Origin of the sequence: Humibacillus xanthopallidus, from assembly GCF_006717145.1 — a bacterium.
In the GTDB taxonomy this organism is placed as follows: Bacteria; Actinomycetota; Actinomycetes; order Actinomycetales; family Dermatophilaceae; genus Humibacillus; species Humibacillus xanthopallidus.
Window position 1 is genome coordinate 1,916,013 of the sequence record NZ_VFQF01000001.1, and the last position, 21,249, is coordinate 1,937,261.

The following is a 21,249-nucleotide window of genomic DNA, read 5'->3' on the forward strand; positions in this document are numbered from 1 at the left end:
GTGTGACCGGGCGGCCGACGCTCTGGTGACGCCCGATCTGGTTGCATGAGGCCAGGCCTTGGGCGGCAGGGGTGATCGACATGGGAGATGCGAGCACGGCGGACCGACAGGCGGGGCGGACAGACTGCAAGGTATCCCTGCTCGGCGCGTTCGAACTGTGTGTGCACGGTGTGAGGGTCGACCTCCCCCCGGCCGCGGCCAGGCTGGTCGCCTATCTCGCGCTACAGGTCACGCCCGTATCTCGCGATCGCGCGGCGGCGGTCCTCTGGCCCGATGCAGCAGATCGGAAGTCGGGTGGATGCCTGCGATCGGCGTTGTGGCGGGTGCGCACGAGCAGTCCTCACCTCGTCGAACATCAGGTCAGCTGCCTCCGCCTGAACCCCAGCACCATCATCGACACAGCGGCATTGGCGCTTCAGGTGCGCCGGCTCATCGACCCGGGTGTCCAGTGCGGTGTGACCGATCTCGACCCCGGAATCCTCGCGCTCGAGCTCCTGCCCGGCTGGGATGACGAATGGGCCCTCTTCGAGCGGGAGCGCCTTCGCCAGCTGTCGCTGGGAGGCTTGGAGGCGCTGAGCCGACGGCATCTCAAGGACGGCCGCCCGCTCGCTGCCCTCGAGGCAGCTTCGCGAGCGATATCGTTGGACCCACTTCGCGAAAGTGCCCACCGGGCACTCATCGACGCTCATCTTGCGGAAGGGAACGTGTGCGCGGCCGTGCGTGACCTTCGTTCCCTCGAGCGCATTCTGGCGCGCGAGATGGACCTGGCTCCGAGCACGGAGCTGGTCGATCGGGTGTTCTCAGCGATGGCGGGCCGTCGAGAGGTGGCGGACGGACGTACGGGCTGGTCGGCTCCGCTTGAGCTGCCCGGGGCCCGGCGCGGCGTCCGATGACCTGCTGCTGGTTCATGGCGCCCAGAGGCTCTCATGGCCGATGCGACCTTTGCGGTCCCTGTCGTCAATCACCCATTATCACTGCTGCTCGTCCTTGAGGATGCCCCCGTCGCTGGTGCTGAGTTCGCTCCACCCGATCGCGGGGGGTAGGCCCAGCTCACATCGCATCAGATCCCGGTAGCGCTGGTACGAGCGGCGGGCGTCACCACGGTTTCCGGAGGCCAGATACGCGCGGATCAGCAGGATGTGTGCCGACTCGCGTAGCGGATCGGCGCCGACCAATGCCAGACCGACATCGACGGCGCTCATGGCGTCGCCGTGCTGGAGGTGAGCCCGGCCCAGATGCTCCAAGGCATGAGTGTGGAGCTGTCGTACTCGTTCGCGCTCGAGGATGAGCCAGCTGTCGTTCCACTCGGGGAGAAGCGGACGGCTGAGGAGCTCGAGGTATCGGTGCGACGACGGATCCGTCACCTCGGCATCCGACGTCGTCCGCTCGAGCAGAGCACGCGCTACCGAGCGTGCGCGCCCGAGGTCGACTTCCACCCCGTCTGCGAGCGCCAAGTTGGTCGATGCGGCGCTGAGGAAGCTGCGTGCAACCTCAGAAAGGCGCCAGATCGTGGCCCGCAGGTTGGCATTCGCCCGTGGAGCTGCGAGCTCGGGCCAGAAGTCCGCAGCGATGCGCGCGCGCGAGACCGGTTCGCCATGGACGGCCAGGAGACCGACCAACTTGGCGGCACGCTCGGGGATTGCGATCACCCGGCCGCGGCTGAACATGCGGAAGCCCCCAAGGAGTTGTACCTTCGCATCTCCTGTTGTCACGGGAGCGACCTCCACAGTTTCCTCGAAAGCACGATCATGGCTGCTGATCTGCGGTGACGACGGAGTTGTCCGGGACACCCTCGCGCGTCGGCATGCGGTCCGGCCCGCACGGGGTATCCCGAGGCACGCGCGGCGACACAGTCACGGCGGGAATAGCTATCGCACTGCGTCGACGGCACTTCGACGAACCACGTCCCCCGGACAATCGGCCACCACGTCGAACGGGAATGATGGCCCTGTCGGTGGATCGTGCAAGGCAGAGTTCGGCGAGACCCGACTTCAAGGAGGTCGATGCGCCTCCAGCAAGGAAAACCACTGCGTCGGATTTCCGAGGCTGCGAGTTCTCACGCTCCGACCAGCGACTCCCAGGTATTTCCACCTGGAGATCCCGGAAACGTAAGAGATAGCCAAGGAACTGCAACTGTCGGGTTAACCGCGCAGCTCCCGCTGTCTCAACGGAGCTGTGAGTGATGAGAAGCGGGACCATGGCGACCTCGAGCCGGGTGTTCGCCGAGATGGGTTGTACCCAGGATGCTGCGCGGGCAGGCGCGACATTCCGGGTGCCGCGGCGTAACCGTTCCGCCGCGTGAAACGCTTGCAGTGAATTGAGTCCGCGCGGGAGGATATTTCCCTCCGCGAATACCGGAAGGCATCCGTCATTCAGAGAGGCGTCCGGGACGGGGCCGCTCTGGTGGTGTTGGTCACGGCGACCTCGCCCTCGGTAGACGAACTCCCCACTGGATGCGTGACGGCATGACCGGCGGCACTGGGGGGGCGCCATCGACGTTGAAGAGGTCTTGAGTAGTTGCCAAGTTCGTCCATGTTGTCTGATGTGCATGGCGCGGCAACCACTGAGTGTGGTCAAGCATTCGGGCTTCACGGGCCGCAGACGGTCGAGACGGTGGGCGCGGTGGGCGCGATCTTCTTCCACTGCGAGAGCAGGAGCCCGCGGTCGAGCTTCGCACAGAGGTACTTCACGGGATTCATGACGTATGCCGTGCTCCACTGCCGGATCGTGCCGTCCCACCCGGCACTGAGCAGCGCCTTCCCGTCGGAAGAGAAGTCGAGCGATGCTACATGGCGGTTGTCGGGCGAGGGCGCATCAGTGTGGCCGGCCAAAGGAGCGCCGATCGGTGACCGCGTGGGCAGGTCCCATAGTTGGATTTCGCCGGTCTCCCGTCCCTCTGCGAGCGTTCGACCGTCGGGGCTGATTGCGAGAGCGGTGACCTGGGCGGAGCCGACACCGATCGGTCTGCCGATCAGCTTCCCCTTGGTCAAGTCCCACACGCCGATCGTCCCCTCGAAGCTGCCACTGACCAGGCGTTCGGAAACCGGATCGATTGCAATAGTCGTGATGGAGCCCCCAGCCCCCTCCAGTGGGTGCCCTTTCGATGTGGATGTGACGCTGTCAAACACCTCGATGACCCCTGTCGCTCGGGCGACCACGAGACGCCCGGCGGGACTTACGGCCGCGGCAATGGCAGAGAAGCTTCCGTCGTAGCCCAAGGGCAGGTCGGGTGGTGGTAGTGACCTATGCCGTGCCACCTGAATGTGTCGTGATAGATCGGTCACAACCATTGCGTCACCATTGTCCCAAGCAAGCATCCTGTCATCATTAGAAAATGCCATCGCGCCGACGGCACTGGCCTTGAAGGTGTACTCTGCATGGCCCGTCGAGCTGTCATACACAGTGATGGGTCCACCTGGACTCTGATACGCCAAGAGCCGCCGATTCTTCGAGAACGTGAACTCCCCGTACTCATTCTCGGCTCGAACCGCGCCCGAGCTACCGACGCTGTAGGTGGTCAGCAGGGAACCGGTATGGTTCCTGACCTCAGCGAGGAGATCCTCTCGGATCGCTACCACGTCCTGGCCGACATTGTTGAGGACTGCCGAGAAGTATGGGCCACCCGAGCGACGGGCGACGATTCGACCAAACTGGGTCTCTGGGCGCGTTGGCCAGAGGCAGATGGTGCCGGCGTTGGTACCGGCTATCAGGGTTCGGCCGTCGGCACTGAATATCAGTCCCCTCGCCCACTCGCGGCCCGGGGTCGGACGAGGTTCTCCGAGCATTTGGCCCGTTGTCGAGTCCCGGATGATGATTCGCTTCGTGGACCAATCCGAGATGGCCAGCTCGGCACCCGTCGGGCTGAAGGCTCCGTTGAGGTCCTCCAGGTTTCCTTGCTGCTTGAGCTCTTTCGACCGGGCAGGTCGGCTTCTCATGTCGACAAGCAGCATGGTCTGGCGGCCATCACAGATCATCGCCGTGTCGTTCGCTGCAATTGCTATCACGGAGTCACAACCCACTCGAGACAGGGCTCGACGCACATTGTCAGCCGTGTCCTCGTGTAGGAACTGTGGCGAGCCCCAGGATGGCAGAATGATGAAATCGCCTTTCCCCAGAGAGATCAATGGAGCACTGGTGGCCTCCGCGGCAATAACCTGTGAGGGCGCCCTTGGATCAGCGATCTTCCAGAGATAGAGCCCACCCGTGTACGAGGTCGCGGCAATCATGCGCCCGTCGGGGCTGAATGCGACCGCCACAAGCGGAGCCTCGCCGGTGATGGGCTTGCCTATTCGCTTGCCGTCCGACAGACGCCACAGGCCGAGGGCTCCATCGTTGGTCGTCGCGGCGACAATCTTGCTGTCTGGCGATACTGCGATCGAGTTTACAGGTACGACGGACGCGCGGATCGCCGGTGCAACTTCCTTTCTGCGAATGACGTCCCACCTCCGGATGGTCCCATCAGAGCCTCCGCCGAGGACGACGCCGTTTCGCGTCATGGCGAAACTCGTCACTGCGCCACGAGGGCCGCTGAACATGGTCGGACCGGGACTGACGACTGTGCTCTCGGTGGCGAACCGTGTCCCGTCGGAAGGATCGAGCGCCCAAGAGGCGAGGCTCATGACGCGCGCGGTGTCCGCATCGGTGTCGGCAGACTCGCTCTGCGAAAGGAGCTGTCTGGACAGAGCAAGCTTCGCCTGTTTGATGGCCTCCGCTGATGCTTGCGTGGCGTTGTTCGCCGCGCGCTCGGCATCAACGGTGGCTCGCGTTGCCCAGATCGTCGAAGCGGTGAGTCCGACGATGAGGGCGGCCACAGCGGCCATCGTCGCGCGGCGCGTTCGGTTCCTGCGGCGGTGCGCCCGCCCGCTTGCCTTGAGGAAGGCCGCCTCCAGCTGGCTGAGACCGCTTGCCTGTCGGGCGTCGGCGGTCATGCGCCGGAAGGCGTCTTCGGCCGCCGCCAGCAGCGCGCCCTGGTAGAGGTAGGAGGAGTCCCGGTCGTGGCTGTTCCACTCGTCGGCGGAGGCGCGCAGCTTGCTGCGCACCAGACGGTCGGCGTGGGTCTGGGCGAGCCACGTGTCGCGCAGCAGCGGCCAGGCGGTGAGGACGGCTTCATGGCTGATCTCGACGGTGTCTGCGTCGAGTGTGAGCAGCCGTTGCGCTGAGAACGCCTCGAGGACCGTCTGTACATCTTGGTGGTCGGCGGGCGTAAGTCCCTCGGTCAGGTCCTGTCTGCGGGCCTGGGATGACACGTCGAGCCCGTCGGTCTGCGCTGCGGTCAGACGAACGAACACATCCCGCGCGACCGCCCTCTGCCTCGGTGTGAGGTGTTCGTAGGTGCTCTGTGCGGTCGCCGATACGGCCGCCTCGATGCCGCCGGTGCGCTCGTAGTCGGCCAGAGTCAGCGTCGGTCCGACGCGAGATCGCCAAGCCTGGTCGAGGGCATGCGACAGCAACGGCAACGCGCCGGCTCCGACGGTACGGCCCGCGACTCGGGCGTCCTCGGTCGACCGGTGCGCACGGAGCTCGTCGAGCAATGTCCGGACCAACTCCTCCTCGACCTGCGAGCCGGCCACGCGGGCGGGCTCGGTGATCGCCGTCCGCAGCTGGCGCTCGGTCATGGAGGTAAGAAGAAACCGCGTCTGCACAGGCTCGGCGAGTTCGTCGAAGTCGGCGCACCGTGCCTCGAAGTCGGCACGCACACCTATCACGACGACCGCGGGAGCCCGGTCGCTGCGCTCGGACGAGCCGGCCATCGCATCCAGCGCGGCCACGAACGCGGAGCGCTCCGAATCGTCCCTGCACAAGGTGAAGATCTGCTCGAACTGGTCGACGATAAGCAACACCCGGGCCGGCGGGGAGCTGTCGACCGAGGCCCGACCTACGCGTGACACCTGGTGGGCGAACAGCCTCGCAAGGGCTGGATCCGCGGCAAGCCCCCGGCGCAGCGACCCGCCATCGAGATTAGCCGCATTGGCCAAGCCGACGGCCAACGCGTCCAAGGGAGCTCGCGACGGGGTGATATGCACGATGCACCAGTCGTCGTCACTGGAAGGATCGGGGAGCGCACGCCCCGGTGGACGCAGCCGTGGGACGAGGCCGGCTCGCAGCAGCGAAGACTTGCCTGAACCTGACACACCCGAGACAACGATGAGCTGCCCACCCGACCGTTCGGACTCCACTCGGCCGACCAGCTCCGCGACCGCGGAGTCCCTTCCGAAGAAGAAGGCGGCGTCTCTCTCGTCGAAGGAGTTCAGGCCTCGGTATGGCGACTCGATGTCACCCGAGACGGTGACGAGCGGCGGCGCGGCGACCCGGTCACTCCAGGCCACGGCACCGTAGAAATAGTTGAACTGAGTGTTCCCCTCACCGACCACAACCCCCGATGCCCCGGACGCGTCGACGTGATAGTCACCCGATCTCGGTGTCAGGTCGCCTTCCGGAATGTCGCCCGTTTCCTCGGCCATGTCGGTCGCCTCGTCGTCAGGCCCGTGATGCTTACGTTGGGCCGGGTCTCTGGGTGAAGGCATTGTGCTGCGTGCCGCGGTCGCCGATCTGGACACCCTGCGCCGAACTGGCATCAACGTTGTACTTGCCCACAGGGCTCGGACCCCCGGCCCTCACCAGCTCGATGAGACGCTGTGCCATGGCGACCTCCGCGGCGTCCTCGCCAATGCCGACACCTTCGAGCTCCGCCTTCAATGGCGCCTGCCAGGTCTGCGGTGCCTGTTCGTGCCGGTCGAGGATCAAGGCGCCATCGGCGCGGTCTTGAAGTCGCTTGCGTATGAGTGATTTCAGTGAGCCGTACGCGTCCTTGATCGACTCTGAGACGGTGTCGCCGAGCCCTGTCGAAGCTCCGGCGGCAAGAGCCGCGACGATGAGGGTAATGGGATCCATAACGTCCCCCTGCGATCTGATGCGTGCCATTCTAGGGACCAGAAGGTTCCAAGATGACCGGTTTGACAGAACTCTTTACGGCTCGAAAGCAGGACGAACTGGCACTCGAGTCCGGGATCGAAACCCGGGGCGGCGGCCTGACTCAGGGCTCAACCCCTCGCCGTCGTCGTGTATAGGCAGCGGGAACGGGGACCACGCCACAACCCGCCGTGGCCGCCGAGCCGAGGTGCGCACGCGGCGATAGGACACTGCCGCTTCGCGGCGATAGGACTGTGAGGATCGCTTTTGCAGCCTGACGGTGCCGGGCTGTGGTTGGTGACCGCGAGTGTGACCCCCGGAAAGGACTGGCTTCGTGCCTTGTTGTGACCTGTCCGCTCGTGGTCGCCGGCACCCGGCCCGGTTGGAGGAGCTGGCCTGATCAGGAGCTTGACCGCCTGGCGTTAGCAGCGCCTGGCGTGTCTCATCACAGTCCTGCCGAGCCTCCGTCCCGGACCGGAACCACGGCTGCACCCCTCAGATGACTGGGGCGAGTGAAGCGTTCCCGTCGCCGGGGTCCGCGTCAACTACCGAGGCCTGGGCCGGGCGTCCCGGGTCGGCACGCAAACGCGCCTGCCGGGCGTTCGAGAAACACAGCGCATTGGACTGGGACTCGAAGATCACGCGAGCGCGGCCCTGGCGCCTGCTCCAAGTCGATGACCTCGCAGCGATCGCGGACGAGACCGGCCGCGCTGTGATGCGAGACCCTCCGCGCAAGGGCGACCCGCTTCGCAGGGACCGTCCACCCGCAGGGACATGCGCTCCCTCGCCAGTCTTCGCTCAAGGCAGGGTCTGGCGATGAGTCCCCAATAGGTCTACATGAGGCGTAGGCCGCGGGATGGTGTTGAGCGACAGACCTCGAGCTGGACATCGCGACCCGGTCTCGAGCCTGCTTCCTCGGCAACGGTTTTCGCCACCTGCTTCCCGTCGGGTGCGCTGAGAATGGCGGCGCATCCCGCGGCTGTCGTGGTCACGCGAGTGGCATGGTCAGCTGCACGCCAGGCCGACTCTCGGACCATGTCCGGGAGCGCGACGGGGCGGTCCTGGGCGTGGTCCGTGGGGCGCACCCATGCCTGCGTGGCGACGTTACCGTACGGGCCGCGCGCCTCCAGCGCCATCGCCAAGGAGTTGACCCCGCGGGCCGACCCGAGCAGCTGCGGGTCCGCTGTGGCCTCTCGGAGTGCGTACGCGAGGTCCGTCGCGGTCGCCAGCCCCATCTGCAGTGTTTGGGAGGTCTGCTTCAGATCCACTGTCGCGGCTAGGGTTTCGGCGCTCGAGGTGCCGCTGCGGTCGTGGATGACCTCGAGCGTGGCGGCGCGGATGTCCCTGGCTGCCATGACCAAGTCGGGGTCCAGCCGTTGTTCGCGAGAGGGTGCGAGCTGCGACCAGGTTCTCGCGAGGGCAATCCAGGCCGTTTGGGCGGACTCGAGCGCTGGGGCGAGGCGGGTGCGGTATTGGCGGGGTTCGATCGCGCTCGTCTCGGCCGCGGCGCGTAGGAGCGTCTGGGTGGCGAAGGCAGTGTGCGCCTGGGTCTGGGCGATGAGCATGATCGTCGCGGCAGTCGTGGTCCCGGCCAGGGCGCGGTGGGCCTGAATGTCCCACGTGGCCATCGCCAGCCGAAGCCGGTCGGGCTCCGGGGCTGGTTTGTGCTCGCCTCGCAGAGCAGCAGGGAAGGTGTACGAGACGTAGGAGCCGGCGAATTGCTCGAACGCGGCCATCCGGTCACGCGCCTCTACGGTGCGTTTCACCGTTTCAGCGGGTAGGGCTGCGCGTCTGCTCGCGGGCACGACGGCGAGGTCGCGCAGGTCCCGGTTGAGGGCGACCTGCACGCCGTGGGCGCCGACGTAGAGGACGTGCATCAATCGTGCCTTGGCGGCGTCAAGGTCGGCGCGGACCCGAGGGCCCATCGGGCGGATGTCGGTGCGGCGACGAAGGAGGAGCTCGGTGGCCGTGGTGAGGTTTGCGCACACCTGCAGGAGCCGCTCGTCCGCCAGCCCCTCCCCTGGCCACTGGCGCCTTCGGGCCGCCTTGAGCAGGTCGGCGTTCATCGTCTGGAGCTGCTCCATCAGGACCGCTCCCGGTTCCGGCCCAGCGGATCCGCTTGTGCTGGTATCGGGTTCGGGAAGGGCGCGCCACAGGTCGGCGGCAGCTTGGACGACCTCGCCCCAGGTGCGGACCATGACCCGGCCGTCCATGTGCGGGGTGTCCATGAGCACGTCCCGCACGGTGAGGTCGCAGTCCAGCAGCAGCTCTCCGACACTGCGGCCATCACGGGTCGGCATCATGAGTGCTCTCGAAGGAGGTCGCAGAGCGCGACGACGAGGTGCGAGCTGCCCGCTGGCAGCGTTTCGATCGGGACGGTTCGGGTGAGTGCTTCGGCCGCCCGCACGAGCTCGAGCGGGTCGTCCTGGTGCGGCCTCGGCGATCCGAGCTCGACGTCCGCGGGCAGCAGATCTCGGGCGAGGTGACCGGCGAGCTGGGCGCCCAAGCCGAGATCCGATAGGGCGAAGGAGTCCTCGAGCGCGGGCGCTGGGTCAGTGGCCAGGATGCTCAGGCATCGGTCGGCGGCAGCGTTCAGGAGCAGGGTGACACCGGCGGTGACCGCGAGGCCGTCCCGCTCCGTCTTGGTCGTCTTCGTGGCCATCACATGTTCCCCACTTCGTAGTTTCGACGTTCTGCTCATCCACCCAGACAGCCCACGTGTCTGGCCCGGCCTATGCGGGCCTGTGGATAACCCGGTGAGGGTGTCGGCCACCGGCCGGACACTGGGTTCACGGACAAAGGCCGGGCAGCCGAAGGCTGGCGATCAGCCGGACACAGCCGATCTGGGGGCGTGGTCGCTCCCCGTGGAGGTGGGCGAGGGTGGGTGTGGTGGGAGCACGACTGACCAAGGCGCTGGCCGACGCGGCGGGTGTGGCCGTCAGCACGGTCCTGACGGCAGCCCTGACCTCGCTGCTGCCGGGCCCACTCCCGTGGGTCGCCTTCCTCGGCGTCCTCTCGATGACGGTCGGGCTGCTCACCGGCGCCGGCGAGAGGGTCGCGGTCCGCGCGCTCCACGGCGCCCGGCCGCTCACCCAAGCCGAGTGGGCCGCGCTGGCCCCCGCGATCGTGCTGCTCTGCCAAAGCGGCGTCGGTCCGCCGCTGGTCCGGTTGTGGCTCAAGCCAGGCGCAGGGACGATGTCCGCGAGAGGAGCCGGCCGCCGGTCTGTTCTCGTCTCCGCAGGGCTCGTTGCTCAGGTGCGCCTGGGCCGGCTCCCGCCGGACCAGGCGGCTGCCGTTGTCGGCCACGCCGCCGGCCTCGTCCGGGTCGGCGCCGTCCGGTCGGACTTGGCGCTCGAGCTGTGGACCATCCCGTGGCGCTCCCTGCGCGGCATCGGGGTGTCGGTCGCTCACGCCTGCGGGCGGCTGCCTCTGGTTCGTCTGATGTGGCGGGCGCGTTTCGTCGTGGGCCTGATCGCCCTCGGTCAAGGCGTCACGGCGGGCCAGCCAGAGGCTGCCGTGGCGGGATCGCTCAGCGCAGCCCTCGTCGCCCTGAGCTACCTCCTGCCCCACTGGGAGAGAGCCAGATCCGCACACGAACAGGCCATTGGGGACGAGCAAGTTGCACGCGCCGGCCTAGCCCCGGCATTGGCTGCCTTCCTCCTGCGACAGTCGCGGTCGGCCGCCACCTTCGAGCGGATTCACGCACTGAGGCTCGCTCACGACTCGGCGCAGCCCGCGACTTCTCCTGTCAGGTCGACGCGGCCCTAAACCTCGGAGCGGTGGACGACGACTGCGACGCCCGATCTTGAGAGGCGAGCCACAGATAGCTGGGGCGGCCAGCACGAACGATCGCGCCACCACCGCGACGGACCGGGTCGGGTGTCAGCGAGGTGGTCCGTCGCGGCCGCAGCCGTCTGGAGGTTTGGGCGGCTCACGGATCGCTTGCCCCTGGCCAACCGACGGGCGCCGCTGAGACTCCTCACGCAGGGACTCATCAGGTTGCGACCCTGCGAAGTCGTCCCGCGGGGTCCATGCCCGTGGATTCATCCCGACCTCCAGAGCCAGGTTGACGAGGCGCGCCATCTGGTAACTGGTGCCCGGCGGGATGCGGTCCAGTGCGACGCGTGCCTTGACGGCGTCGCCGTCGAGCCAGTGCGCGAACGCCGTCAACGACGCGACCGGCGCCACGGCGGGGACCGGCGACTTCGGTGAATCGGGCGAGGCGGGTGAGGTGGGGTCGTCGGGGCTTCGCGTCAGCAGGTCGCGCCACAGCTCGGCGTGACGGGACGCGGTGTCGCGTTCCATCGACGCCCACGCGTGGTCCCGCAGTGGCACGTGTTGCACGTCGCTGATCAGGCGTGCCGCGTCGGGATCGGGCAGGACGGTGTGCCCCGCCGCTGCCCGGTCCAGCGTTGCCGTGATCCACTCCCGCTCGGCGTGGCCGGCGGGGCCGCCGCGCGCGGCCGTGGCGGCGCGGTCAGCCCCGATGTCCATGTGCTCCTGCGGGATCGGGTGGCTGGAGGCGTACGCCTGGCGCAGCTGCTCGGGCGACGCGAACGGCGTCGGACGGCCCCGCAGGAGGAACTCTGCCGTCATGAGGTCGCGTTCGCTCTGGCTGACCTGCCCGCGGTGCGGACCGTCCAAGCGCACCCAGTCGACGCCGTCGACCGCCACCGCACCGATGACCGCGACCGCCGGCTCGAGCCGCTCACGGACGGTCTCACACACCTGGCGTGCCAGACCCGAGTGCTCGGTGTAGGCCAGCAACACGACTCCCACGCCGGTGCCGGCGTAGGCCCGAGCGAGTCCCTCAGCGACCGCCGCCGACTGGGCGGCGTCGCGAGGCAGGTTCACCCTCGCGACCGGGGTGTCGCCGGTCACCTCGGGGACCACGACGAGTGATTCCTGGGGGTGCACGCCGAGGAAGTGCGGGACTGCCGCGACCACCTCGCTCATGCTGCGCAGCACGAGCCTTGCCTCGCTCACGATGCTCTCCTTAGGGTCGTCGACGTTTCACCGACCAAAGCCACGTCAGCGGGCCCCGGCGTTCACCTCACGCCGAGCTACTCCGCCGCCGACGCTCAGGTCCGGGACCTCGATATCTGGGTCACCACGACTCCGAGTGCCACGGGCCGGAGGCACCGCTGGCGCTGTGGCGACCTGACGCAGCACGCCTCCAAGCTGCGAGGGATGGCGCTCCCCGACCGACGCGCAGCGTCTACTCGAGGTCCGGGTTCTGCTCAGCGCCATGGTGGTCATTACCGCAGCGGCGCAGCCGCGCGATCTCCTGCCGAGTCAGGCTGGGGCCGCACCACTGTTGGACCTCCGCCAGGCTCAGGCGCTCATCCTCGAGCAGCCGCATCAGGGCTGCCCCCGCGCGTCGCTCGTTCGTGGTGACTGCGGCGTCCCGCTCGCCCAGGGCGACGAGCACGTCCATGGCGATACCGGCCAGCCGCTTGTCCCGCTCCTGCCGCTCAGCGCGCAACTTCGCCTGTGCGTCCTGGGCGGCACGACGTGCCGCCTGCCGCACCGTCTGTCGCGTATCCCGCCCGGTGGCTTCACTCATGACCCAGCCCTCTCAGCCGCGCATCTTCTGTCCTCGACGTATGCCGCGAACGTCGCTCCCAGCGTTCACCGCCAGCCGCCGGATTCACCCGCCACGAGCTGACTCTCGCCGGCGCACAGCAGCAGGCACCCGCACTTCCCGTCGGCGTCCCGGCCGACCGATTCCGTACCCCCACCGAAACCGCAACCACTCATGCCACACACACCTCATGCATTCCCGGTCGTTTCCGTTTCAACCACCTGATCGCCAGCGCGGCCGGGTGGGCTTTGGTCGGTGTGACCATGTCCATCCACAAGCTCACGGCCGGGAGCGGGTACGACTACCTGACCCGTCAGGTCGCGGCGCACGACGCCACGGACAAGGGCCACACCGGCCTGGCCAGCTACTACGCCCAGAAGGGCGAGACGCCCGGGGTCTGGGTCGGCTCCGGCATGGCCGGCCTCGAGGGCCTCGACGCTGGGGATGTCGTCACTCAAGAGCAGATGCAGGCCCTGTTCGGCTCCGGCCACCACCCCCTCGCGCAGCAACGACTGGACCGGCTCGCCGGCCCGGACCTGACCGTCCGCGACCACCAAGCGGTGACCCGGCTCGGGGCGCCCTACAAGGTGTACTCGAACGATGTCAGCGCGTTCCGGATCGAGGTGGCCCGCCGCATCCACGACCGAGCGACGGAGCTGGGGTCCGACGTCACCGGCGACCTCGGTGACGACCGGGGTGACGGTTCGGACGCCGTGGTTCCGCTGGAGGAGCGGGCACGGATCCGGACCGAGGTGGCGACCGAGTTCTTCCGCGCCGAGCACGGCCGCGACCCCGCGAGCGGGTCGGACGGAGCCCGGGAGATCGCCGCCACGATCGCGAAACACTCCCGTCCCCGGACGACCGCGGTCGCCGGCTACGACCTGACCTTCTCCCCGGTCAAGAGCGTGAGCACCCTGTGGGCGGTGGCCGACCCGACGACCGCCGCCGCGATCGAGCGCGCTCATCTGGCCGCCGTCGGGGACGCGCTGCGGTTCCTCGAGGAGCACGCCCTGTTCACCCGGACCGGAACCAACGGGGTCCGCCAGGTTGAGGTCCGTGGGCTGGTCGCGACCGCGTTCACGCACCGTGACTCCCGCGCCGGCGACCCGGACCTGCACACCCACGTCGCCGTCGCGAACAAGGTGCAGACCCTCGACGGGCGCTGGCTCAGCATCGACGGGCGGGTGCTGTTCAAGGCCAACGTGTCCGCCTCAGAGACCTACAACACCGCCCTCGAGAAACACCTCCACGCCGGCCTCGGGCTCCGCTTCACCGAGCGCAACACCGGGCGGATCCAGGACGGAACGAGCCCTCGTGTCGACGGTTCCCGGAAGCGTCCGGTCCGTGAGGTGGCCGGGGTCGACCCCCGCCTGAACGAGCGGTGGTCGACCCGGCGCGCGGCCGTCGTGGCCCGCCGCAGCGACCTCGCCCAAGCCTTCCAACGCGACCACGGGCGGCCCCCGACAGCAGTGGAGTCGATCCAGCTCGCGCAGCAGGCCACCCTGGAAACCCGGCAGCCGAAGAAGGACCCACACACCCTGGCCGAGCAGCGCGCCACCTGGCGCCAGCAGGCGATCGAGGTCCTCGGCGACGAGCCCGCCCTGACGGCGATGATCGCCGCGTCCAAGACGCCGGAAGCGGCCGGGAGGCCACCTGTTCGGCGGGTGGATGCCGCGTGGATGGACGCGACCGCCGCCTCGATCGTCGCCACCCTGCAGGCGATCCGGAGCACGTGGCAGGTGTGGCACGTCCGCGCCGAAGCACAGCGCCGGGTGAGATCCACCGACCCCGCCGACCTCGCTGTCAGGGACGTGGACGCCGTCGTGGGGCTGCTCGTCGACGACGTCCTCGTGCGCCGGTCGGTTCGGCTCACCGACCAGAGCGACGGGATCGCGAAGCCGGCGCAGCTGCGGCGCCGGGACGACTCCAGCGTCTACACGGTGCACGGCGCCGACCAGTACAGCTCCGCCGTGGTCTTGGCCGCCGAGCAGCGCCTCCTCGCCGCGGCCGGGAGCGTCGACGGGGCCACCGTCGACACGCGAGATGTTGACTTGGCGTTGCTCGAGTCGGCCGCGAACGGGGTCACCCTCAACGCCGGACAGGCCGCGCTGGTGCGCGGGATGTCGACCTCCGGGGCGCGGCTCCAGCTGGCGATCGCACCCGCCGGAGCGGGGAAGACGACCGCCCTGCGTGCGCTGTCCACCACCTGGGCCAACGCCGGTGGCCACGTCATCGGGCTCGCCCCGTCAGCGGCCGCAGCCGCCGTCGTCCGCGACCAGATCAGCACCCTCACCCCAGTCCCCACGTCAATACCCGCGGCGTCGTCCGAGCCCGCCGCTCTCCGCACCATCGGCACCCACGGAACGGTCGCTCCAGTTGACCCGGGGCTGGCGGTCACCGACACCCTCGCCAAGCTGACCTGGTCCATCGACCACGGCGACCTGCCCGACTGGGCCAAAGGCATCGACGCCGCCACCCTCGTCCTGGTCGACGAGGCAGGCATGGCCGACACCCTCACCCTCGACACCGTCGTCCAGTTCGTCACCACCCGCGGCGGATCCGTCCGGCTCATCGGGGACGACCAGCAGCTCGCCGCCATCGGCGCCGGCGGCGTCCTACGCGACATCGCCCACACCCACGGCGCACTGCGGCTGACCGAGCTGATGCGCTTCACCGACCCCGCCGAAGCCGCCGCCACCCTCGCCCTGCGCGACGGCGCCCCTGAGGCGCTCGGGTTCTACCTCGACACCCGCCGCGTCCACGTCGGCGACCCCGCCACCACCACCGAGGACGTCTTCACCGCCTGGCAGACCGACACCGCACGTGGCTTGGACGCGATCATGCTGGCCCCCACCCGGGAGCTCGTCGCCCAGCTCAACCAGCGCGCCCGCACTCATCGCCTCCACAGTCAGCCGGCGGGCGACGATCGGGGGACGGCGGTCACTCTGGCGGACGGAAACGCCGCCTCCGTCGGGGACCTGGTCATCACCCGGTCCAACGACCGCCGACTCCGGTTGACCGCGTCGGACTGGGTCAAGAACGGCGACCGCTGGACCGTCCTCGACGTCGGCGGCGACGGCCGACTCCGGGTCCAGCACACCCGCCACCGACACACCATCACCCTCCCCGCCGGCTACGTGACCGCATCCACCGAGCTCGGCTACGCCACTACCGTCCACGCCGCCCAAGGCGTCTCCGCGGACACCATGCACGGCCTCGCCACCGGGCAGGAGTCGCGCCAGCAGCTGTACACGATGCTCACCCGCGGCCGGGTCGCGAACCACGTCTACGTCCAGGTCGTCGGCGACGGCGACCCGCACACCGCGATCCACCCCGACACCCTCGCCCCACCGACCGCCACCGACATCCTCGAGACGATCCTGGCCCGGGACGCCTCCCCCGCCTCCGCGACCACCCAGCTCCGCGACGCCGCCGACCCCGCCCTGCTCCTCGGCCGGGCGACCGCCCGCTACACCGACGCCGTCCACTACGCCGCCGAAGACCTCCTCGGCCCCGACACCGTCCGCCGCCTTGAACACGACGCCGACCACGCTGTCCCCGGACTGACCGACCAGCCTGCCTGGCCGACCCTGCGCGCGCACCTGATCCTGCTCGCCGCCCACGACCGCGACCCCCTCACCGCGCTGCGCACCGCCGCCTTCACCCGTGAGCTCGACACCGCCGCCGACGCCGCGGCCGTCATCGACTGGCGCCTCGAGGACCACATGACTGCAACGACTCACGAACTCGACGCAGATCGCGGCGATTCCTCCACCGGGCCACTGCCGTGGCTCCCCGGCATCCCGCCGGCCCTGGGGCAGCACCCGACGTGGGGCGAATACCTCACCCGCAGAGCCGAACTCGTCAGCACCCTCGCCGCCCAGGTCAAGGACACTGCCTACACGCGGACGCCTGCGTGGGTCACCCACACCGCCGCCCGGCCCGACCCCGCCGTCCTCGCCGACGTGCAGGTCTGGCGGGCCGCCACTCAGGTCCCCGACACCGACATGCGCCCCACCGGGCCACCCCAGCTGGCGAAAGCGGCAGCCCTCTGGCAGCGCCGCCTCACCACCGCACTCCAGGGCAGTCGCTCCCCCGCGCTGCAGGAATGGCAAGAGCTCCTGCACGCCGCCGCCCCCGGAATCCGCCACGACGACTTCACCCCGACCCTGGCCGAACGGCTCGCCGCCATCTCCCGCGCCGGGATCGACGCCCGCGGCCTACTCCGACGCGCCGTGGATGACGGGGCACTCCCCGATGACCACCCCGCCGCCGCCCTCTGGTGGCGGATCAGCCGCCACATCTCCCCGGCCGTCGCCGCCGACCTCGACCCTCATCGTCGCGGCAACCGTGACGCGCTCACAACGTCGTGGGTGCCCCGCCTGACCGTCACCTACGGACCGACTCGGGCAGAGGAACTACAGGCCAGCCCGTGGTGGCCGGCCCTGGTCACCAGCATCGACCACGCCCTGCACCGCGGCTGGACCCTCGACGACCTCCTCGGCACCAACCCCAGCCACAACCCGGGAGCAGACGACCGCCCTGCCCCCGCACCCGAGGCCGGCGCCCGTGACCTGGACGACTGCCAAGCCATGGTGTGGCGCATCACCGTCCTCACCGACCCTCCCCCGCCGCCGGAAGACCTGGACGACGACCAGCCACACGAGGACGAGCTGCCCCCAACTGACATCGACCTCGGCGTCGGTCCTCACAGTGAGGCGCCCACCCCGGAGCAGTGGCCCGACCTCCTCAACCCCGGCAGCGACTCGAGCACGAAACCCCGTGACTCAGGCGCCAAGGCTGACGCCGACGGAGCAGCGGCCCCCCTCGATTTCGCCGTCGAGGCCGGTGCCGCGGTCGAGGTGCGGCTGCAGCTCGCCGCCATGGTCCGCGAGACGATGGGACACCTGGAACCCGCCGACGACGACGTGGAGGCCATGGTCGCCCGTGCCGCCCTGTGGGACGACAGCCCGGTCAGTCGCGAGCGGATGCTCGAGATCAACCAGCTCACCTTGGGCTACTTCCGCGACCGGCTCCCCGGCAGCTGGGCCGAGCAGTATCTGCGCGAACGGTTCAGCGCCGGCGGCGAATCGCCCCCTGGACCGCTCGGACCCAGTGGATCCCTGACTGCGTTCGCGCCGGGGTACGCGCCCGCCGGGTGGACCTCTCTCGTCGCCGCCCTGCGACGCGCGGGCGTCACCGACGAGGAGATGCTTGCCGCGGGCGTCGCCAGCCGCGCCCGGACCGGCAGACTGATCGACCGGTTCCGGGACCGGGTCATGCTCCCGATCACCCACGACGGCGACGTCCTCGGTTTCGTCGGACGCCGCCACCCCGCCCTCGACGACGACCCCGGTCGTGGCCCTGGTGTGCCGAAGTACCTCAACACCGCCGACACGCCCCTGTTCCACAAGGGCGCCCACCTCTACGGGATACCGCCGTGGCCCCTGCCCCAGGACGCGGCGCTCGTGCTCGTCGAGGGCCCGATGGACGCGATCGCGGTCACCGTCGCCGGCGGCGGAGCCTTCGTCGGCGTCGCCACCCTCGGCACCTCCCTCACCCACCAGCAGGCAGCGCAGCTCGCCTCGATGCACAGGCCGCTGATCGTGGCCACCGACGGGGACCTGCCCGGCCGCGTCGCCGCAGAACGCGACTTCTGGATGCTCGCCCCGCACGGACTCGCCCCCGCCGTGGCCCGCTTCCCGGACGGGTCAGACCCCGCCGACGTCCTGACCCGCGAAGGCCCGCCCGCGTTGCTCGACACGCTGCACCGTGCCCGGCCCCTGGCGTCGCTGCTCGTCGAGGAGCGCCTCGCCAACCTCACCGGCGTGGCCGCCCTGCAGCAGGCCAGCCAGATCCTCGCCGCCCAACCCCCGACCGCCTGGGACGCGGGGAGCCGACACGTCGTGCAGCGACTCGAGGTCTCGCTTCTGACCGCACGCGCCTGCCTCGCCGGCCACGCCGAGCACTGGAACCGTGACCCGCGGGCCACCGCCCAGCAGCAGCTGGCCGCCATCCGCGAGGTCCGCTCGCGGCTCGAGAGCATCCCGGAACAGCCACCGGTCGACCGGTGGCTCGAGCTGGCCCGCGAACTCGACCCCCGACTCCCCGCCCAGAGCGACTGGACCGCCCTGGCCGGCATGCTCGACCACGCACATCACGCCGGCATCGACGTCGCCGGGCTCTGCCGAGATCTCATCGACGAGCAGCCCCTGCAGGACCTCCCGGCGCAAGAGCTCCGCCACCGCCTCGCCGTCCGGCTCCCCGACGACCCTGCGCTCTACGAGCTGCCCTTCAACGAGCCCGAGCCCGCGAGCCGCCAACGGACCGGCGCGGCGATGCAGCAGCTCGCCGGACGCGACAGACCGGCGCGAGGTCGAGGCTCCATCCGCCGCTGAGATCACCAAGCCGCAGACCACCCTGGACCGAGCGATGACCACTGCCAGCGGCGATCGCCGGACCGGCGTTCCGTCATCGGAGCCAGGGCCGGAGGACCCGCGCACGCTGACGCTCACCATCCCAGGTCTCTGCGGACGCAGATACCAGTGACCGGGGTCACCGGCGTACCGAAGGCCGAAGCGCCAGGACCTCGCCGGCCCAGGCGCTCTGAGGCATTGCGCCGTCTTTAGTGGGCTGCGTCGAACGCGTCCACGATCCGCTGCGGGATACGTCCACGGGCGGGCACGTCATGTCCGTTGCTGTGCGCCCAGGCGCGGATCTCCGCGTTACGGGAGTCGCCTGCGGCCGCGAGCCGCTTCCGTGTGCGCGCGGGTCTGCCTGAGGTTCGTGCCCGGTCGGTCCAGTGCCCGAGGTTCTTGCGCAGCTCCTTCGCGTTCTTCTCCGACAGGTCGATCTCGTAGGACGTGCCGTCGAGGGCGAACGTGACTGTCTCGGCTGCCTCAGTGCCGTCAATGTCGTCGACCAAGGTGGTGATCACTTGTTCGGCCATGACGAGATGGTAGGGGCGGTTGTCTCCGGTGGAGTGCCACCTCTCTGAAGGAAACGTCGTTCTGCGGCGACATCCCGCGAGCTTTTCGGCGGTCGGCTCTCCTCTGAGGGGCGTTGACCGTACGGTGAACGCGTGGACGGGGGGACCGACGAGAAGCGCGTGCGGCTGCGCTATGCGGGTTCCTGCCGGGTCTGTGGGGTGCAGCTCCCCGCCCAGGTCGAGGCGGTCTATGAGCGTGCGACGAAGACGGTCCGATGCCTCAGCCACTACGAGAGCCCGCCAGCCGAGCCCTCCGTCGCGGGTGTCGTCGACCCTCCTCTCAGGGACGTCGTTGACCCCGGCACCGCGGGAGCGTCAGCGCGTCGCGAGTTCGAGCGCCGCAAGGCCAAGCGCGAAGAACGCATCCGGGCTGCGCACCCGAAACTCGGCGGCCTCATCCTCGCGTTCTCCGACGAGCGGCAGTCAACGACCGCCTGGGACACCGGCGCAGCCGGAGAAGAAGCACTCGGCAAGGGCCTGGACCGCCTCGCCTCAGACACCGTCCGACTGCTGCACGACCGGCGGATCCCGAAAAGCAGGGCGAACATCGACCACCTGGCCGTGACCGCCAGAGGCATCTACGTCATCGACGCCAAGAAGTACCGCGGCCGCCCCCACCTCAAGAACGAAGGTGGCCTCTTCCGGCCCCGCAACGATCGACTCCTCGTCGGCTCACGCGACTGCACCACGCTCGTCGACGGAGTGCTCAAACAGGTCGACGTGGTGCGCGGAGTGCTCGACATCGACGTCCCGGTCCACGGTGTGCTCTGTTTTGTCGAGGCGGACTGGCCGCTGATCGGCGGCACCTTCACCACCCGCGACGTGCAGACGTTGTGGCCCAGCAAGCTCTACCCCCAGCTCCAGGCAGACGGCCTCTATACCGGCGAAACCATCGCCGAGATGCACCGCAAACTCGCCCACGCACTACAACCGGCCTGAAGCACCGCCCGCGCCGAAGACCGGCAGAAAGACGCGCCTCGGAGCCGCAGCCCGGGAGCCGGACCCAAGCGTTCGCGTGAGGGGACATGTCGACCCGACATGGCAATGCGCGCGCCTGGGCACCGTGCGATGTCAGTGCGAGAATCGGCGTCTGCTCGACCCTGTCGTCTCTTGCAGAATGGCGTATCGGGCAGAGACCTTCTGGTTGTCACGAGGTTGGATTCAGCCGGCGTGCAACCACGAGCGCGTCGCCGGCAACGCGGACAATGTAGGCGGCGCCACCGATCGCGAGCACTTGGCCTGCAGTGGTCAAGACGGGGCCGCTGAACCGCGGAAGGCTGGTTGAGTATGCGAAATTTCCGAGCGCGAAGAAGACCCCGCTGACAATGCCGATGAGCGAGCTGATCAAAGTGGTTTGGAGGATGACCTCCACGAGGTAGTCACGAAGACTTCCACTGTTCGCCGTGACCTGTGCCTCGATGGCGTCGGCGCGAGTCGCGGTTCAGTGAGCTAGTCGGCGATCGAGCAGCCGATCGAGGGGACGCTTAAAGAGATCGAAAGCGAGTCCAAAAATGCCTCCGAGAAGCAGGCCCAGCCAGAATGTTGCATCCATGGTTGATGAGTTTGTCACCAGCCCTGGGTCCGCGACACCGACAGGCCTCCGTGGCGCGGGTAGCGACCGGGACGTGAGCCTTGACACCTGGATTGAGGACCGTTTGGCGCGCAGCTAGGCGAGGGCGGCGAAGACGCTGCGGTTTTCCTGTGGTGACGCGCCGCGGTTGAGCTGCGCGCCCCCGTCCATGGGCAGGCCGGACCATCAACTCGCGGG

General features: G+C 69.0%; 13 protein-coding genes. 4 read left to right on the forward strand and 9 right to left on the reverse strand.

Annotated elements, in window-relative coordinates:
• The first annotated feature begins 80 nt into the window (after positions 1-80).
• Positions 81-893, forward strand: coding sequence for an AfsR/SARP family transcriptional regulator (locus FHX52_RS08475; RefSeq protein WP_141821489.1), 813 nt, complete (start codon positions 81-83; stop codon positions 891-893).
• Positions 894-971: 78 nt separating this feature from the next.
• On the opposite strand, the gene FHX52_RS08480 is transcribed toward FHX52_RS08475, so the two are convergent.
• From FHX52_RS08480 to FHX52_RS08500, 5 genes are all read right to left on the reverse strand, one after another.
• A complete protein-coding gene (locus FHX52_RS08480; RefSeq protein WP_141821490.1) occupies positions 972-1,712 on the reverse strand; it encodes an AfsR/SARP family transcriptional regulator in 741 nt (246 codons plus the stop codon).
• An 876-nt stretch (positions 1,713-2,588) separates the two neighbouring features.
• Positions 2,589-6,461: a WD40 repeat domain-containing protein gene (locus tag FHX52_RS08485; RefSeq protein WP_185747133.1), complete on the reverse strand. Its 3,873-nt coding sequence runs from the start codon at positions 6,459-6,461 to the stop codon at positions 2,589-2,591.
• A gap of 31 nt (positions 6,462-6,492) precedes the next feature.
• A complete protein-coding gene (locus tag FHX52_RS08490; RefSeq protein WP_141821492.1) occupies positions 6,493-6,891 on the reverse strand; it encodes a hypothetical protein in 399 nt (132 codons plus the stop codon).
• An 851-nt stretch (positions 6,892-7,742) separates the two neighbouring features.
• Positions 7,743-9,212 (reverse strand): hypothetical protein, encoded by a 1,470-nt coding sequence (locus FHX52_RS08495; RefSeq protein WP_141821493.1) that lies wholly within the window; start codon positions 9,210-9,212, stop codon positions 7,743-7,745.
• Positions 9,209-9,571: a hypothetical protein gene (locus FHX52_RS08500; protein ID WP_141821494.1), complete on the reverse strand. Its 363-nt coding sequence runs from the start codon at positions 9,569-9,571 to the stop codon at positions 9,209-9,211. Before FHX52_RS08500 ends, FHX52_RS08495 begins: the two co-directional genes overlap by 4 nt.
• Positions 9,572-9,798: 227 nt before the next feature.
• Here FHX52_RS08500 and FHX52_RS08505 point away from each other — a divergent pair, with 227 nt between their 5' ends.
• A complete protein-coding gene (locus FHX52_RS08505; protein WP_141821495.1) occupies positions 9,799-10,677 on the forward strand; it encodes a hypothetical protein in 879 nt (292 codons plus the stop codon).
• 114 nt (positions 10,678-10,791) lie between these two features.
• Here FHX52_RS08505 and FHX52_RS08510 read toward each other — a convergent pair whose 3' ends face one another.
• Both FHX52_RS08510 and FHX52_RS08515 read right to left on the reverse strand, forming a co-directional pair.
• A complete protein-coding gene (locus FHX52_RS08510; protein ID WP_141821496.1) occupies positions 10,792-11,895 on the reverse strand; it encodes a DUF4192 domain-containing protein in 1,104 nt (367 codons plus the stop codon).
• Between the two features lie 232 nt (positions 11,896-12,127).
• Entirely contained in the window at positions 12,128-12,475 is a 348-nt protein-coding gene (locus FHX52_RS08515) for a hypothetical protein (RefSeq protein ID WP_141821497.1), read from the reverse strand.
• A gap of 281 nt (positions 12,476-12,756) precedes the next feature.
• Here FHX52_RS08515 and mobF point away from each other — a divergent pair, with 281 nt between their 5' ends.
• Positions 12,757-18,891, forward strand: a complete 6,135-nt coding sequence (gene mobF / locus FHX52_RS24530; protein ID WP_141821498.1) for a MobF family relaxase — start codon at positions 12,757-12,759, stop codon at positions 18,889-18,891.
• A gap of 227 nt (positions 18,892-19,118) precedes the next feature.
• Here mobF and FHX52_RS08525 read toward each other — a convergent pair whose 3' ends face one another.
• Positions 19,119-19,442 carry a histone-like nucleoid-structuring protein Lsr2 gene (locus FHX52_RS08525; protein ID WP_141821499.1) on the reverse strand — a complete coding sequence of 108 codons (324 nt, stop codon included), beginning with the start codon at positions 19,440-19,442 and terminating at the stop codon, positions 19,119-19,121.
• A 132-nt stretch (positions 19,443-19,574) separates the two neighbouring features.
• Here FHX52_RS08525 and FHX52_RS08530 point away from each other — a divergent pair, with 132 nt between their 5' ends.
• Positions 19,575-20,420, forward strand: a complete 846-nt coding sequence (locus FHX52_RS08530) for a nuclease-related domain-containing protein (RefSeq protein WP_246069684.1) — start codon at positions 19,575-19,577, stop codon at positions 20,418-20,420.
• A 208-nt stretch (positions 20,421-20,628) separates the two neighbouring features.
• Here FHX52_RS08530 and FHX52_RS08535 read toward each other — a convergent pair whose 3' ends face one another.
• Positions 20,629-20,853 carry a hypothetical protein gene (locus FHX52_RS08535; RefSeq protein ID WP_141821500.1) on the reverse strand — a complete coding sequence of 75 codons (225 nt, stop codon included), beginning with the start codon at positions 20,851-20,853 and terminating at the stop codon, positions 20,629-20,631.
• Positions 20,854-21,249: the final 396 nt, after the last annotated feature.

Coding starts and splice junctions, on each gene's coding strand:
- FHX52_RS08475 (WP_141821489.1), top strand. CDS start 81: ATGGGAGATGCGAGCACGGCGGACCGACAGGCGGGGCGGACAGACTGC.
- FHX52_RS08485 (WP_185747133.1), bottom strand. CDS start 6,461: ATGGCCGAGGAAACGGGCGACATTCCGGAAGGCGACCTGACACCGAGA.
- FHX52_RS08490 (WP_141821492.1), bottom strand. CDS start 6,891: ATGGATCCCATTACCCTCATCGTCGCGGCTCTTGCCGCCGGAGCTTCG.
- FHX52_RS08495 (WP_141821493.1), bottom strand. CDS start 9,212: ATGATGCCGACCCGTGATGGCCGCAGTGTCGGAGAGCTGCTGCTGGAC.
- FHX52_RS08500 (WP_141821494.1), bottom strand. CDS start 9,571: ATGGCCACGAAGACGACCAAGACGGAGCGGGACGGCCTCGCGGTCACC.
- FHX52_RS08515 (WP_141821497.1), bottom strand. CDS start 12,475: ATGAGTGAAGCCACCGGGCGGGATACGCGACAGACGGTGCGGCAGGCG.
- mobF (WP_141821498.1), top strand. CDS start 12,757: ATGTCCATCCACAAGCTCACGGCCGGGAGCGGGTACGACTACCTGACC.
- FHX52_RS08525 (WP_141821499.1), bottom strand. CDS start 19,442: ATGGCCGAACAAGTGATCACCACCTTGGTCGACGACATTGACGGCACT.